The organism is Roseovarius tolerans (assembly GCF_028885395.1).
Classification (GTDB): Bacteria; Pseudomonadota; Alphaproteobacteria; order Rhodobacterales; family Rhodobacteraceae; genus Roseovarius; species Roseovarius tolerans.
In genome coordinates this window covers 3,172,203-3,186,490 of record NZ_CP118494.1, presented here as the reverse complement: position 1 = coordinate 3,186,490, position 14,288 = coordinate 3,172,203, and the positions used below count along the sequence as shown (strand labels likewise).

Annotated in this window: 8 protein-coding genes and 1 CRISPR repeat array (1 of these 9 only partly in view); of the genes, 7 read left to right on the top strand and 1 reads right to left on the bottom strand. The window is 57.7% G+C overall.

Going from position 1 to position 14,288, the window contains the following annotated elements:
* Nucleotides 1-75 precede the first annotated feature (75 nt).
* Nucleotides 76-2,292, bottom strand: a complete 2,217-nt coding sequence (locus PVU19_RS15775; RefSeq protein WP_143535659.1) for a hypothetical protein — start codon at nt 2,290-2,292, stop codon at nt 76-78.
* Nucleotides 2,293-2,687: 395 nt separating this feature from the next.
* Here PVU19_RS15775 and PVU19_RS15770 point away from each other — a divergent pair, with 395 nt between their 5' ends.
* From PVU19_RS15770 to cas2, 7 genes are all read left to right on the top strand, one after another.
* Entirely contained in the window at nt 2,688-3,140 is a 453-nt protein-coding gene (locus PVU19_RS15770) for a DUF2924 domain-containing protein (protein WP_274789811.1), read from the top strand.
* Nucleotides 3,137-4,444 carry a recombinase family protein gene (locus PVU19_RS15765; RefSeq protein WP_274789810.1) on the top strand — a complete coding sequence of 436 codons (1,308 nt, stop codon included), beginning with the start codon at nt 3,137-3,139 and terminating at the stop codon, nt 4,442-4,444. Before PVU19_RS15770 ends, PVU19_RS15765 begins: the two co-directional genes overlap by 4 nt.
* Nucleotides 4,441-4,833: a hypothetical protein gene (locus tag PVU19_RS15760; RefSeq protein ID WP_274789809.1), complete on the top strand. Its 393-nt coding sequence runs from the start codon at nt 4,441-4,443 to the stop codon at nt 4,831-4,833. Before PVU19_RS15765 ends, PVU19_RS15760 begins: the two co-directional genes overlap by 4 nt.
* Nucleotides 4,834-5,133: 300 nt before the next feature.
* The gene (gene cas9, locus PVU19_RS15755; protein ID WP_235575918.1) at nt 5,134-8,373 is read left to right on the top strand and encodes a type II CRISPR RNA-guided endonuclease Cas9; all 3,240 of its coding nucleotides are present in this window, start codon (nt 5,134-5,136) and stop codon (nt 8,371-8,373) included.
* A 78-nt stretch (nt 8,374-8,451) separates the two neighbouring features.
* Nucleotides 8,452-9,477, top strand: coding sequence for a type II CRISPR-associated endonuclease Cas1 (cas1, locus tag PVU19_RS15750; RefSeq protein ID WP_420833235.1), 1,026 nt, complete (start codon nt 8,452-8,454; stop codon nt 9,475-9,477).
* A protein-coding gene (locus PVU19_RS15745) for an IS3 family transposase (RefSeq protein WP_420833267.1) occupies nt 9,416-10,797 on the top strand; the annotation gives its coding sequence in 2 pieces (ribosomal slippage) (nt 9,416-9,734 and nt 9,734-10,797; 1,383 coding nt in all). Before cas1 ends, PVU19_RS15745 begins: the two co-directional genes overlap by 62 nt.
* 224 nt (nt 10,798-11,021) lie before the next feature.
* Nucleotides 11,022-11,312: a CRISPR-associated endonuclease Cas2 gene (gene cas2 / locus PVU19_RS15740; RefSeq protein WP_274789806.1), complete on the top strand. Its 291-nt coding sequence runs from the start codon at nt 11,022-11,024 to the stop codon at nt 11,310-11,312.
* A 73-nt stretch (nt 11,313-11,385) separates the two neighbouring features.
* Nucleotides 11,386-14,288: a CRISPR direct-repeat array (repeat unit 36 nt; unit sequence ATTGTAGCTGTTCAAAATTCGCGGTCCAGCCGCAAC) (it continues 1,077 nt past the right edge of the window).

Here is a 14,288-nt window from a genome sequence, read left to right as displayed (position 1 = left end):
TGCTCCTCTGATGAGTGAGCCTTTCCAATAATCAGCGGTTTGTTAGACCGTCTCGCACGACATGTTAGACCGGCGTTAGACGGGGGCTTCTATCGGCGTATCAACGACCAAGCGCCAGTAGCCACGTTTGGCACCTTTGCTGATGTAATTGTTCAGTATGCTCTCCCATGCTGCCTTCCGGAAAGCTTGCTGGGGGCTTCGTGAACCCAACCCATCCATCAGCTCCTTGACCTGCTTATCGGGGCTGCCAGCCTTGTTCGCGTCCACGAGACGTTCGAAAATCGTGATCTGATCGGCGCCAACGAGAGCCAGTGCATCCTTGCCCGGCACGTGCAGCGTCGCCGATTGTTTGCCAGACCGAAGCACTTGCGGTGTCGCACCGCCGCGCGCGAGTGAGAAGTTGTTGCGGAACGCGAGCTCCAGACCATCACGCGCGAGCACGATCTCCGCTTCCTCCGGCGACAGATTCGACAATAGGGGCACTACTACATTCGGCCCGAGGTGTGACGGCATCTCTGTACTTGCAGCCAGCACGATCCCGACACCGGCCTGGTTTCGCGCCCGCAGGGCCAGATCCAACCTTTCCAGAGTCTTCAGGTCGTAGAGACGCCGCCCGAAATACACGGGCACCTCGGCCCCACCGATCTGCATTGCGCCAAGAAGAGTCAGATCAGGATCGAGGATTTGCGATGCACGCTTGGTCAACAACGGCTTGATCAGCAATACGACCGTCTCGTGCAGCCATTGCCGGTTAATCTCATACATTTCCAGATCGGACGCTGGCCGCTCGCCTCCGTCCTCCCCGAACGCGCCCTCGGTCCGGACCATCCCTTCTCTTGCAGATGGCTTGATCACAGCTTCGCCGCCCACATCATCGTCATCGATCAGCACGACATCCTGTCGGCCGCGACGCTCCAGCAGGCCGCCTTGGATAAGGCGATCAGGGTCCAGACCCAGTTCGCGCAGGTATGCCCCGCTGACCTCGTCCTCGGTTCGGTCGTGGAGATCGATCAGCTGCGGGAACATCGCCCGCAGATCATTCGGGTCGATCTGCTGAAAGGCGCTCAGAATTCCCCACGCATCGAGCAGTGCAAACCCGAGGTTGCGTTCTTCAGGATCCTTGTTGCTTTGGAGATTGCAGCTCTTTGTGCCAGAGATCGTGATGTTGAGTGTGCGCTCTTTTTCATCGCCGACCCGGTTGTAGGAGATTGCGATCCCAATTCGGCTGAAACCGTCCGCGCGGCGGAAGATATTGTTGGGCCTCAAATAGCGATCGGCCACATCCACTATGTCGTCGTCGACCGCGACCTTGAGCAGCAGCTTTCGGCTCCATGTGCCAAGCCGGACTTCCGCCTCGAGCACGCGGGCGAATTTAATCTCGTAGCCATCGATTCTGGGGACATCCAGCCGCAGCGATGAGCGGAATCGCGAGAGATTGTAGCGCTTCCAGGTCAACGGCTTCTGAGAAACGTCATGGCCAAGTGCGATCTCGGCAAACGATCCGGCAACCTCCTGGCGAACGACGGGGCTATCCGCGCAGACCTCGATCTGGCGCATTGACGGCGTGTAAATGAGTGTCGCCTCATTCGGCGGCCGGAAGTAGATGGTGCCCCGCCGCCCGTCGTCCCGGTGGTCATATACGCTCGAAAGCGGCCCGCCGTGCCGCACGATCAGCATGATCGATGCAGGGTGCGCAGTCGTAGCAGGCAGATCGAGCGCCTTGACCGTGCAGTTGGTCTTGAGTTCAAGGACCTTCGTGATTTTGGCCGCCAATGCCATTTCGTCGATGGATCCCGAATCGAGCGCGACAGCCTTTTCAAGTTCCACTTCGAAAGCATCGTAAAGCTTGCCGTAATCCCTGAATTGCCGGGCGAAATGAAAACTCTCGGCATCCTCGAAAGTTTGGCGTGCGTTCAGAAACGCCCAGATGCTTCTGCAGAGTGGATCAGGTTGTGAATTGATTTCCCGAACTTGCTCTTCGCTGAACTGCTTATCGACAATCGTAGTAAGGGATGTAATGCCCTTGCTGTCTGCAAGAGCACGGATCCTGCGACAGCGCTGCTCGGCGGGCCGCAATTCGTCAGGATCGAATTCTGACAGGATTTCAATGATCTCTTGCCGAAATGCATTGATGCTTTCGTCGTCAAGTGGATTTGGAACTTCCTCGGGCAGATTGAACTCAGGCTCGTTTTCACCTTCCCGAACGGCAAGCACGGCGCGCGCAAGGTCAATTCGTGCGTCCTCGATAAGACCGTGAGTATGGGGACCGACCGGAATTGCTTTGCGCGCCATGAAATCACCTCAACGAATGTTTGCTCTCTACCTGATTCAACCTCCGATAATCGTTGACGGAACTTTCCTCCGCAAGGGTCGATGTTCTCCACTTGTTCGCTTTCGTTGACTGCCTTAGAGCGCGGCACGTCCCACATGAAGCTCGCAGGTGGCTTTTGATTGGTAACGACACCACCAATCACGGTTGCCCGAGACATGAAAAGACCCAACCCCTTTCCATCCGACCAGATGACGCCAGCGGAACGTCGTGCCGAGTTGTGCGGGCTGCTGGCCCTTGGGCTGGTCCGATTGCGGATGCGTGACCGGGCGGAAGTATCTGACAAAAATGGAGAAAGTTGCCTACACTATCCGGCCGACCAATGGCGTCATGCAACTCCAACTCAACGGAGAAAAGCATGACCAAACAAGATCCCATTCCCGCGCGCCTGGCCGCGCTCAAGACGACCTCGACGCCAGACCTGAAGCAACAATGGCGCGAATTGTTCGACAGCGAACCTCCGCCGTTCAATCGTCGCTATCTCGAAAGCCGGTTGGCGTACCGCATCCAGGAACTCGCCTATGGCGGCCTGAAACCGGAAACCGTGAAGCGGCTGGAAGCCCTCGGCGAACAGCTGGACGGCGGCGATCGCAAGAAGAGCCGCATCCGCGCCGACCTGAAACCCATCGTCGGCACGCGCCTGATCCGCGAATGGCAGGGCATCGAGCATCTCGTTACCGTCACCGCTGACGGGTTCGACTGGCAGGGGCGGCCCTACAAGTCACTGTCCGCCATCGCGCGCGCCATCACCGGCACACGCTGGAACGGCTGGGTCTTCTTCGGGCTCAAAAACCACCGGGGGCGGACATGACCAAACCGATTGTAAGGAAACTGCGCTGCGCCGTTTACACCCGGAAATCCTCCGAAGAAGGGCTGGAGCAGGAGTTCAACTCGCTCCACGCCCAGCGCGAGTCCTGCGAAGCCTATATCGCCAGCCAGCGCTCTGAGGGTTGGGTGCTGGTTCGCGATCAATATGATGACGGTGGCATTTCCGGCGGCACGCTGGAACGCCCCGGCCTGAAACGGCTGCTCGCGGACGTCGAGGATGGCTTGGTCGACGTGGTAGTGGTTTACAAGATCGACCGGCTGTCGCGCTCACTGATGGATTTTTCAAAACTGGTCGAGGTGTTTGACCGGAATGGTGTGACATTCGTCTCGGTGACGCAATCGTTCAACACGACAACGTCCATGGGGCGCCTGACGCTGAACATTCTTCTGTCCTTTGCCCAATTCGAGCGCGAGGTGACGGCCGAGCGGATCCGCGACAAGGTCCGCGCCAGCCGGATGAAGGGCATGTGGATGGGCGGCGTGCCTCCACTGGGCTACGTGGTGAAAGACCGGAAACTGATCATCAAGGAGGCCGATGCCGCCAATGTCCGCTGGATCTTCGCCCGGTTCATCGAGATCGGATCGGGCACGGAGCTGGCAAGGGAATTGACCGCTCGGGGCGTCCAGACCAGCCGAGGCAACCGGATCGACAAGAAATACCTGTATCGCCTGCTGAACAACCGCGCCTACATCGGAGAAGCTGTCCACAAGGGCGACAGCTATCCTGGCGAGCATGACGGCATCATCGACCGCACGGTCTGGGATAAGGTCCATTCCATCCTGACCGAAAGCCCCCGCAAGCGTGCCGCGCGCACCCGGGCCGACACGCCCGCGCTGTTGAAGGGGCTGCTCTACGGCCCGGACGGCGCCGCGTTTTCACCGACCCACACGCGCAAGAAGGGCAAGCTCTACCGCTACTATGTCAGCCAGACGGTGCTGAAGCACGGCGCCGGGTCGTGCTCGGTGGGCCGGGTCCCTGCGGGCGAAATCGAAACGGCCGTCAACGACCAGCTTCGCGCGGTGTTTCGCCAGCCCGAGATCGTGGCGGGGACTTGGAAAGCGGCAAGCGCACAAGACGCGGAGATCACCGAGGCCGACGCCCGTGACGCGCTGACCCGGCTCGATCCGCTGTGGGACGAACTGTTCCCTGCCGAACAGGCGCGCATAGTCGCGCTGCTCGTCGAGCGGATCGACATCGGCACCGATGGCCTCAATGTTCGCCTCCGCATGGACGGTCTGACCGGGCTGGCGCGCGAAATGATGGCTGATCTCGGGGCGGCGGCATGACTCGCGCGACGCCAGCACCGGAAACGGTGACAGTGCATGTCCCGTTCCGCCTCGTGAAACGAGGCGGCCGCAAGGAAATGCACCTACCGGATGGGGCATCCAGACAGCACAAGATTGACAACACGCTAGTCAAGGCGGTGGCGCGAGCATTTCGGTGGAAGCGTATGCTGGAGACGGGGGAGTTCGCATCGATATCTGAGGTAGCCCGTTCCGAGGGTATCGCATTCACCTATATGGCCCGCGTCCTGCGCCTGACCCTGCTGGCGCCGGACATTGTCGAAGCGATCCTGGATGGGACGCAGGACCCGGCGGTGACGCTGTCGCGGGTGTTGGAGCCGTTTCCGGTGGCGTGGAGTGGGCAGTGCAATTACTTCGTTCAAACCGGCTGAAGCAGTCGTTAATGACAGTCGCAGCAAACTTATGGATCGAGCCTATGTTGACCGTCCTTCAGCTTCCGGGTTGCACGGGCGCAGCAGTTAGAACGACCAAACGGGAAAAATGGAAACGCAGGCCGTAGCCTGCGTTTCAATGTGGTGCAATCGAATGCTTGTTAACGGCTCGACCGCGAATTTTGAACATTCCAAGCATAGCAGTTGAGGCTGTCAGTGGCAAGGAACGACAGTTTTCAGTTGAACGTCTATTGGTAGGATGCAACTCTCACCTTAATCGCTGGGAGAACACCATTGCGCTTGGGGTTAGATATCGGAACGAATTCGATTGGTTGGTGGCTGTATGCGACCGACGAAGAGAAGATCACCGAGGTTATCGATGGGGGCGTACGAATTTTCTCCGATGGGCGTGATCCCAAATCAAAAGCATCGCTGGCCGTCGATCGCCGCGTGGCACGTGCGCAGCGCCGTCGCCGTGACAGGTATCTGCGACGCAAGGCCGCGTTGATGAAACGGATGGCCGCCGTGGGGCTGATGCCCGCCGATCCGACCGAGGCCAAAGCTTTGGAATTGCTCGATCCCTATGCATTGCGCGCAGCCGGGTTGGATCAGGCGTTACCCCTGACTCATTTCGGACGAGCATTGTTTCACCTGAACCAGCGGCGCGGCTTCAAATCCAACCGCAAGACGGACAAGGGCGACAACGAAAGCGGCAAGATCAAAGATGCGACCAAACGACTTGACGAGGAAATGGCGATCAAGAACGCTCGCACCTATGGCGAATTCCTGCATATGCGGCGCACGTCTGCCACTGACCCAAAAAATGTGCCGACCGTGCGCACTCGCCTGTCTATCGCGCGGCGCGACAATGCGGAAAAGGAAGAGGCCGGGTATGATTTCTATCCTGACCGACGGCATCTGGCGGAAGAGTTCGACAAGCTCTGGAAGGCTCAAGCCGGGTACTCCCCGGATGTCCTGACCGACGAATTGCGTGATGAAATCTCCGTCATTATCTTTCACCAGCGCCCTCTGAAAACGCCAGAGGTCGGCCTGTGCCTGTTCTCAGGATCACATGGCGTCCCCAAAAAAGATAAACGCATCCCAAGCGCGCATCCGCTGAACCAGCGGCGCATTCTGTTTGAGACCATCAACAATCTGCGGGTGGCAGCACGCGGGGAACCTGCGCGCGGTTTGACGCGTGATGAGCGCGACGCGATTGTTCATGCGCTTGACAACAAAGCGCACACCAAATCGCTTTCGGGCATGTCAATGAAGCTCAAGGCGCTTGGCAAGGTGATCAAGCTGCGCCCGGAGCAATCGTTCACGCTGCAAACCGCCAATCGTGAAACCATCGCTTGCGATCCGGTACGGGCCAGCCTCTCGCATCCTGACCGGTTCGGGCCGCGCTGGTCCATGCTGGACGCCGATGCGCAATGGGACGTGGTGCAACGTATCCGTGCGGTGCAGAGCGAGGCCGAGCATGATGCGTTGGTCAAATGGCTCATGGCGACGCACGGCCTTGATCGCGATCATGCTGAAAGCACTGCCAAGGCCCCCTTGCCCGAAGGCTATGGCCGTCTGGGCCTGACCGCGACAAAGCGCATTTTGGCGGCTTTGGAAGCGGACGTGATCCCCTATAGCGATGCTGTCAAGGCTTGCGGGTGGCATCATTCGGACGGGCGCACGGGGGAGGTTCTGACCGAATTACCCTATTATGGTCAAATCCTTGACCGTCACGTGATACCTGGAACATACAACGAATCAGACGATGACGTAACCCGTTATGGCCGCATCACCAACCCGACGGTTCATATCGGCCTGAACCAGCTGCGGCGGCTGGTGAACAAGATCATCACTGTTTACGGCAAACCCGATGAGATCGTGGTGGAGCTGGCACGCGATCTGAAATTGTCCGAAGACCAGAAGCGAGACGTCCAGCGCGACATCAAAAAAAACACTGACGCAGCGATTGCGCGGGGGGCAAAGCTTTCCGAAATGGGCGTACCGGACACCGGTGCTAACCGGATGGTACTGCGCCTGTGGGAAAGCCTTGGTGATGACGTGATGACCCGCAATTGCCCCTATTCCGGCAAGCGGATCAGCGCCACCATGTTGTTCGACGGCTCCTGCGACGTCGATCATATCCTGCCTTACTCGCGTACGCTGGATGACGGTTTCGCCAACCGCACCCTGTGTCTAAAGGAATTTAACCGCCAGAAAACCGACAAGACCCCATGGGAGGCATGGGGCGACACGCCGGCCTGGGCTACTATCGAAGCCAACCTGAAAAACCTGCCCGCCAACAAGGCGTGGCGCTTTGCTCCCGACGCGATGGAGCGGTTTGAGGGTGAGAACGATTTCACCTCCCGCGCCCTGAAAGATGCGCAATACCTGTCTCGCATCGCCCGCACCTATCTGGATGCATTGTATGACGGGGCGGACGGCAAGAGCCACGTCTGGGTTGTGCCCGGACGTCTGACTGAAATGCTGCGCCGCCATTGGGGGTTGAACAGCCTGCTACCCGACAAGGATGGCGCGGTCAAAGCCAAGAACCGCACTGATCACCGCCATCATGCCATTGATGCCGCCGTTGTTGCGGCCACGGATCGCTCCCTGATCCAGCGGATCAGCAAGATGGCTCGAAAGGACGAGGTGAACGGGGCAGAAGAGGTTGCGCGCTCCGTCCCGCCCCCGTGGGAAGGCTTTCGTACCGACATCGAAACGCAGTTGGATCGCATCATCATCAGCCACCGTGCCGATCACGGGCGCATTGACCCGGCGGCGCGCAAGGACGGACACGACAGCACCTCGGGCCAGTTGCACAACGACACCGCCTATGGGCTTGGTGAAGGCAATTCCGTCGTCAGCCGCAAACCGCTTTTGTCACTCAAGTCCAACGATATTGAAGTGACAACGAAGGGTGCCAATATCCGCGACGTCGACCTTCAGCGGCATCTGGAGCGGATCACGCGTGGGCTGGACGGCAAGGCGTTGGAAGCCGCGTTGGCGGAGTTCGCGGCAACCGCTAAGCTTCCCGATGGAACCGACAACCCTTATTACGGCTTGCGACGCGTGCGACTCGAAGAAACCTTGCAGCAAGGCGCGCGCGTTGAGGTCAAAGACAGAAATGGCAAGCCTTTCAAAGCCTACAAAGGCGATAGCAATCACTGCTATGAGATTTGGCGCATGCCCGATGGCAAAGTCGTGCCACAGGTCATCACGACTTATGAAGCCCACCAAATTGACGTCGAGAAGAAGCCACATCCCGCTGCCAAACGGCTTTTGCGCATCTTCAAGCGGGATATGGTTGCCATTGAACAGGACGATAAAGCGATCATTGGCTATGTGCAGTCAATGCATGTCGCCAATGGACTATTCATTGCCCCTCACACTGAGGCAAACGCTGACGCACGAAGCCGAGACAAATCGGATTCGTTTCGACTTATTCAGATGAGTGCAGGCCCACTGGTCAAAGCCAATGCGCGTCGCGTCTACGTCGATGAAATGGGACGTCTGCGCGACCCTGGCGCTCCAAGTTAAGCAAGATTTTGGTGAATCAACAGAGTTTCAATATTATCAATGTGTTAATGATTCTCGTGGGGGCGTGAGGGATAACGTGTGGACCAGATTATCGACATTGCAACCGACGGTCGCCACCTATCGCGGCATCGCGGGTTTCTGAGAGTTTCGGAAGACGGTCAGGAAATTGGTCGGACTCCGCTGGATCAGATCGCCGGGGTGATTGTTCACGCCCACGGTACGACATGGACCACATCCCTCTTGTGTGAACTAGCCGAACGGGGCGCGCCGGTCGTGCTTTGCGGGCGCAACCATGCGCCAAGATCGGTCTTGCTACCGATCGAAGGACACCACGCGCAAGGGGCACGAATGCGGGCGCAGTGGCAGGCCAAGGCATCGCTGACGAAACAAGCCTGGAAAAAGATCATCACCGCAAAAGTTCAAATGCAGGCTGCCGCACTTTCGGCAATCGGCGAAGCTCCCGCACCGCTTCTCATGATGCTGCGAAAGATCACCTCTGGCGACAGTACCAATATTGAGGCGCAAGCTGCCCGCCATTACTGGCCGCGCATGATGGGGTCCGACTTTCGGCGTGACACCGCCGGTGAGGATGCAAACGCCCTTCTGAACTACGGTTACACCGTGTTGCGCGCCGCGACCGCCCGCGCCGCCGTGGCGGCGGGACTTCACCCGACAATTGGCCTGTTTCATTCCAACCGCAGTAATGCATTTGCGCTTGCTGACGATTTGATGGAGCCGTTTCGTCCCCTCGTCGATAGTGCGGTAAGAAAGATTTCCCAGTCGCGGGGTAACACAGTTGACAGTGAGGCCAAACAATCACTCGCCCGGTTGATCGCAACAGACCTGCCATTGGGCGATGCCCTCCGTGCCAATAATAGTGAGACATTCGACCGGCTGAAGTTTACACTTGAGGGCGCAGGAGAACGAACCGATGGTCATGCCCTCACGGACACCACTTTCATCGGATGCCGGGTCCGACGCCATTTCGCCCGACGTCACACCTGCCCGCGTCGTAGCCGCACCGGCAGCCCCCACGGCCGAGCTGACGCGCACGCCGAAGCGGCGCAGCTTCACTGCGAAATACAAACTGCGCATTCTGGATGAGACGGATCGAGCAGCAGGCACTGGCGAGGTCTCCAGCATTCTGCGGCGTGAGGGGCTTTATTCCTCGGCCCTGACCGATTGGCGCCGGGCGCGTGCGGCAGGCACGCTGGGGGCATTGCAGCCCCGCCGACGCGGCCCGCAACAGGCGCCGGTCAACCCGTTGCAGGCCGAGCTGGACAAGGCCAACCGAGAGGTTGCGGCATTGCAGCGCCGCCTGAACAAGGCGGAAGCCGTCATCGCCATCCAAAAAAAAGTGGCGGCGCTGCTGGAGGAGATGGAACAGACATCCGAGCGCGGCGGAACATCATGATGGCCGCGGCGATCGCCTTGCCAGCCGGCAGCGGTTTGACATCGGCCGTCTGTGCCGCGCTGCCGGTGTCGCGGGCAAGCGTTTTGCGGCACCGCGCGGCCCTCACGGCCCCGCCACGCGCAGCAAAGCCGCGCCCGCCGTCGCAACGCGCCTTGCCGGAGCGTGAGCGGGCTCGGGTCCTGGACTATCTGCGCAGTCCCCGCTTCGCCGATCAGACGCCCACGGAGGCCTTTGCGAGCTTGCTGGATGAAGGCACCTACCTGTGTTCGATCCGCACGATGTATCGGATATTGGCCGCGCAAGGCGAAGTTGCCGAGCGCCGCCGTCAACGCACACATCCCGTCTACCAAAAGCCCGAACTGCTGGCCGAGGCCCCCAACCAGGTCTGGTCCTGGGACATCACCAAGCTGATGGGCCCGGTGAAATGGTCCTACTTCTATCTCTATGTCATACTGGACATCTTCAGCCGCCGCGTGGTCGGCTGGCGCGTCGAGCACGCCGAGAGCGCAACCCTGTTCAAAGCCCTGTTCATCGACGCGATGGAAAAGCATGCCGTCCCGCGCGATCAGTTAACGCTGCATGCCGATCGCGGAGGGCCCATGAAGGCAAGGACAACCGCCCTTATGCTGGTCGATCTCGGCGTGCTCAAGTCCCACGGCAGGCCGCACACCTCGAACGACAATCCGTTCTCGGAGGCTCACTTCAAGACGCTGAAATACCAGCCGGAATTTCCCAGGAACTTCGAAACCATCGAACAGGCCCGCACCTTCTGCCGTCGCTTCTTCGCATGGTATAACCAGGAGCATCATCACGCCGGCATCGGGTTGATGACACCCGACCAGATCCACTTCGGACAGGCCGAAGCAATCCAGACAGCCCGTCAAGCAACCCTCGACGCCGCGTTCCTGAGCACGCCAGAGCGGTTCGTGCGCAAACCGCCGCAACCACCAAAAATCCCGACTGCCGTCTGGATCAACCCACCAAAGACAACCGAAGGAAATCAAGCTTAAAGTCCAGAAGCTGCTGTCTCAAAGTCGTTGACACGTTCCGATGGCCTTACGCCGGTTTCGGTCGCCTTGATAAAACTTGCCACTTCGCTGGGGCAGAGTTTCGAGATGGGAAAGCTCAACCTCGCATTGCCGACGTCACCTGACCCTTTGGTCTTCTCAGGGCTTGGTCAATGACTTCGAATGTGACCTATTTGTCAGGATACCGTCTGATGTGGATACTTGTGATGTTCGACCTTCCCACTGACACCAAGCCGCAGCGCAAGGCAGCGACCGCGTTTCGCAATTTTCTCCTCGACGAAGGTTTCGAGCGCAGTCAATTTTCCGTCTACGCCCGCTTTGTGAATGGCAAGGAGGCCTTTGCCACCCGCGTCAACCGAATCGAACGCCATTTGCCTGATGCCGGTGACGTGCAAGTCCTGAACTTCACCGACCGCCAGTATCGTGATATTGTGCAGTTCTCGGACCAGGACCGCCGCAAGGCCCGCGAAAATCCGCAGCAACTGGTGATGTTCTGATGCGATTCGCTCTGGGAAAAACCAATAGCCTCCGGTTTAAGTTCTTCTTTCACAAGGACTTAGCCGGAGGTCTATTGTAGCTGTTCAAAATTCGCGGTCCAGCCGCAACTACCAGTTTGTCGGTAAGTTTGCGGTGATTATTGTAGCTGTTCAAAATTCGCGGTCCAGCCGCAACTCGGGCGGGTTGTTAATCCTGCCCGATGGATTGTAGCTGTTCAAAATTCGCGGTCCAGCCGCAACCTTTACATCGTCGCACGCCTCGCGGTGCGTATTGTAGCTGTTCAAAATTCGCGGTCCAGCCGCAACTGCCACGGCGCTCGGCCGACAGCCGACCGTATTGTAGCTGTTCAAAATTCGCGGTCCAGCCGCAACGTGCCAGGGATTGAGGCCGCATGTCGGATAATTGTAGCTGTTCAAAATTCGCGGTCCAGCCGCAACGAAAGTGTCAGACGTTATAATGTGACGCGCATTGTAGCTGTTCAAAATTCGCGGTCCAGCCGCAACCGGGCCGCTGCAAATGAAAAACGCCGTGTAATTGTAGCTGTTCAAAATTCGCGGTCCAGCCGCAACACCGCAGACCACATGGCCCGCATGCGTGCGATTGTAGCTGTTCAAAATTCGCGGTCCAGCCGCAACAGCACGCGGAACTGACACATCAAAATCACTATTGTAGCTGTTCAAAATTCGCGGTCCAGCCGCAACTCAAGCCACCACATTCCTGCCCGAGCCTGTATTGTAGCTGTTCAAAATTCGCGGTCCAGCCGCAACTCAAGCCACCACATTCCTGCCCGAGCCTGTATTGTAGCTGTTCAAAATTCGCGGTCCAGCCGCAACCCATCCGCCAGCGTTACGCAGTCAGGCGTTATTGTAGCTGTTCAAAATTCGCGGTCCAGCCGCAACGCAAACAGCATCACATACGTCCAGCCGGAATTGTAGCTGTTCAAAATTCGCGGTCCAGCCGCAACATAACACATTTTTATGTGACGAAAGGTCAGATTGTAGCTGTTCAAAATTCGCGGTCCAGCCGCAACTGAAACTGTGGCCGAAATGATTGCTAAATATTGTAGCTGTTCAAAATTCGCGGTCCAGCCGCAACTTGGCAGTAAAGGGTTTTTTCTAGGGGGAATTGTAGCTGTTCAAAATTCGCGGTCCAGCCGCAACTCCTGTCGCGGTGGCCTGTCATCTCAGCAAATTGTAGCTGTTCAAAATTCGCGGTCCAGCCGCAACGCACTCAAACTCAACGCAACCCAAACTGGAATTGTAGCTGTTCAAAATTCGCGGTCCAGCCGCAACACCGCAGACCACATGGCCCTCATGCGTGCGATTGTAGCTGTTCAAAATTCGCGGTCCAGCCGCAACTAGATCGCCGCCAGACGCCTTGGCTTTGAAATTGTAGCTGTTCAAAATTCGCGGTCCAGCCGCAACCGCCCACATCGCAGATTGATTTACGCGGCATTGTAGCTGTTCAAAATTCGCGGTCCAGCCGCAACGGATTGTTTGACGAAGGCTTTGACGTGCCTATTGTAGCTGTTCAAAATTCGCGGTCCAGCCGCAACTTTCACCCTTGGCAATCGCCTGGGGCCTGTATTGTAGCTGTTCAAAATTCGCGGTCCAGCCGCAACCTGCTGGGTCGGGTGGCATGGCTGACAGCCATTGTAGCTGTTCAAAATTCGCGGTCCAGCCGCAACTCCAGCGATAAAAGCATGTCGCCCAAGGCATTGTAGCTGTTCAAAATTCGCGGTCCAGCCGCAACGTAAATTATAAACGATGGCTTTTATACATTATTGTAGCTGTTCAAAATTCGCGGTCCAGCCGCAACTACACTGACCCCAACGACGTTTTTCCTGCATTGTAGCTGTTCAAAATTCGCGGTCCAGCCGCAACTCGCCAAAGCGTTGCCCGGTCTTGGTGTCTATTGTAGCTGTTCAAAATTCGCGGTCCAGCCGCAACCAGCCGTGCAACAGAACCCACCGACACCGCATTGTAGCTGTTCAAAATTCGCGGTCCAGCCGCAACGGACTATGGAGATTACTGGATCAGCCTTTCATTGTAGCTGTTCAAAATTCGCGGTCCAGCCGCAACCATTCCGGGCGGCATTCCCCGACAACCCGGATTGTAGCTGTTCAAAATTCGCGGTCCAGCCGCAACAGCCACGCTGACTGAGGCGCGCGGATCGTATTGTAGCTGTTCAAAATTCGCGGTCCAGCCGCAACTGAAACCGCACCAGACACAATGGGACTATAATTGTAGCTGTTCAAAATTCGCGGTCCAGCCGCAACCTGCCGTGTCAAGCTGAAGGGCGTTGGTTATTGTAGCTGTTCAAAATTCGCGGTCCAGCCGCAACGTTTGCAAACCTTCCTACCTTAATCGGAAGATTGTAGCTGTTCAAAATTCGCGGTCCAGCCGCAACAGGGCAAGAGGCGGTTTCGGACGGCGTGCAATTGTAGCTGTTCAAAATTCGCGGTCCAGCCGCAACGACCAGATCGAGGCCGACGATTACGCCAATATTGTAGCTGTTCAAAATTCGCGGTCCAGCCGCAACGCTGGCGTGTTTACGGTGACTTGATATGACATTGTAGCTGTTCAAAATTCGCGGTCCAGCCGCAACTGAAACCGCACCAGACACAATGGGACTATAATTGTAGCTGTTCAAAATTCGCGGTCCAGCCGCAACCTGCCGTGTCAAGCTGAAGGGCGTTGGTTATTGTAGCTGTTCAAAATTCGCGGTCCAGCCGCAACAAGGAGCGTAACCGATGCCAAAACGAGTGAATTGTAGCTGTTCAAAATTCGCGGTCCAGCCGCAACATGGGTCGTCGGCGATAGGGTTGATGTTGATTGTAGCTGTTCAAAATTCGCGGTCCAGCCGCAACAGCGATGCGACGTTGGCAATGGTGGCGTCCATTGTAGCTGTTCAAAATTCGCGGTCCAGCCGCAACCCAACGTCCCGTTGAATGCGCTGCTGGGTATTGTAGCTGT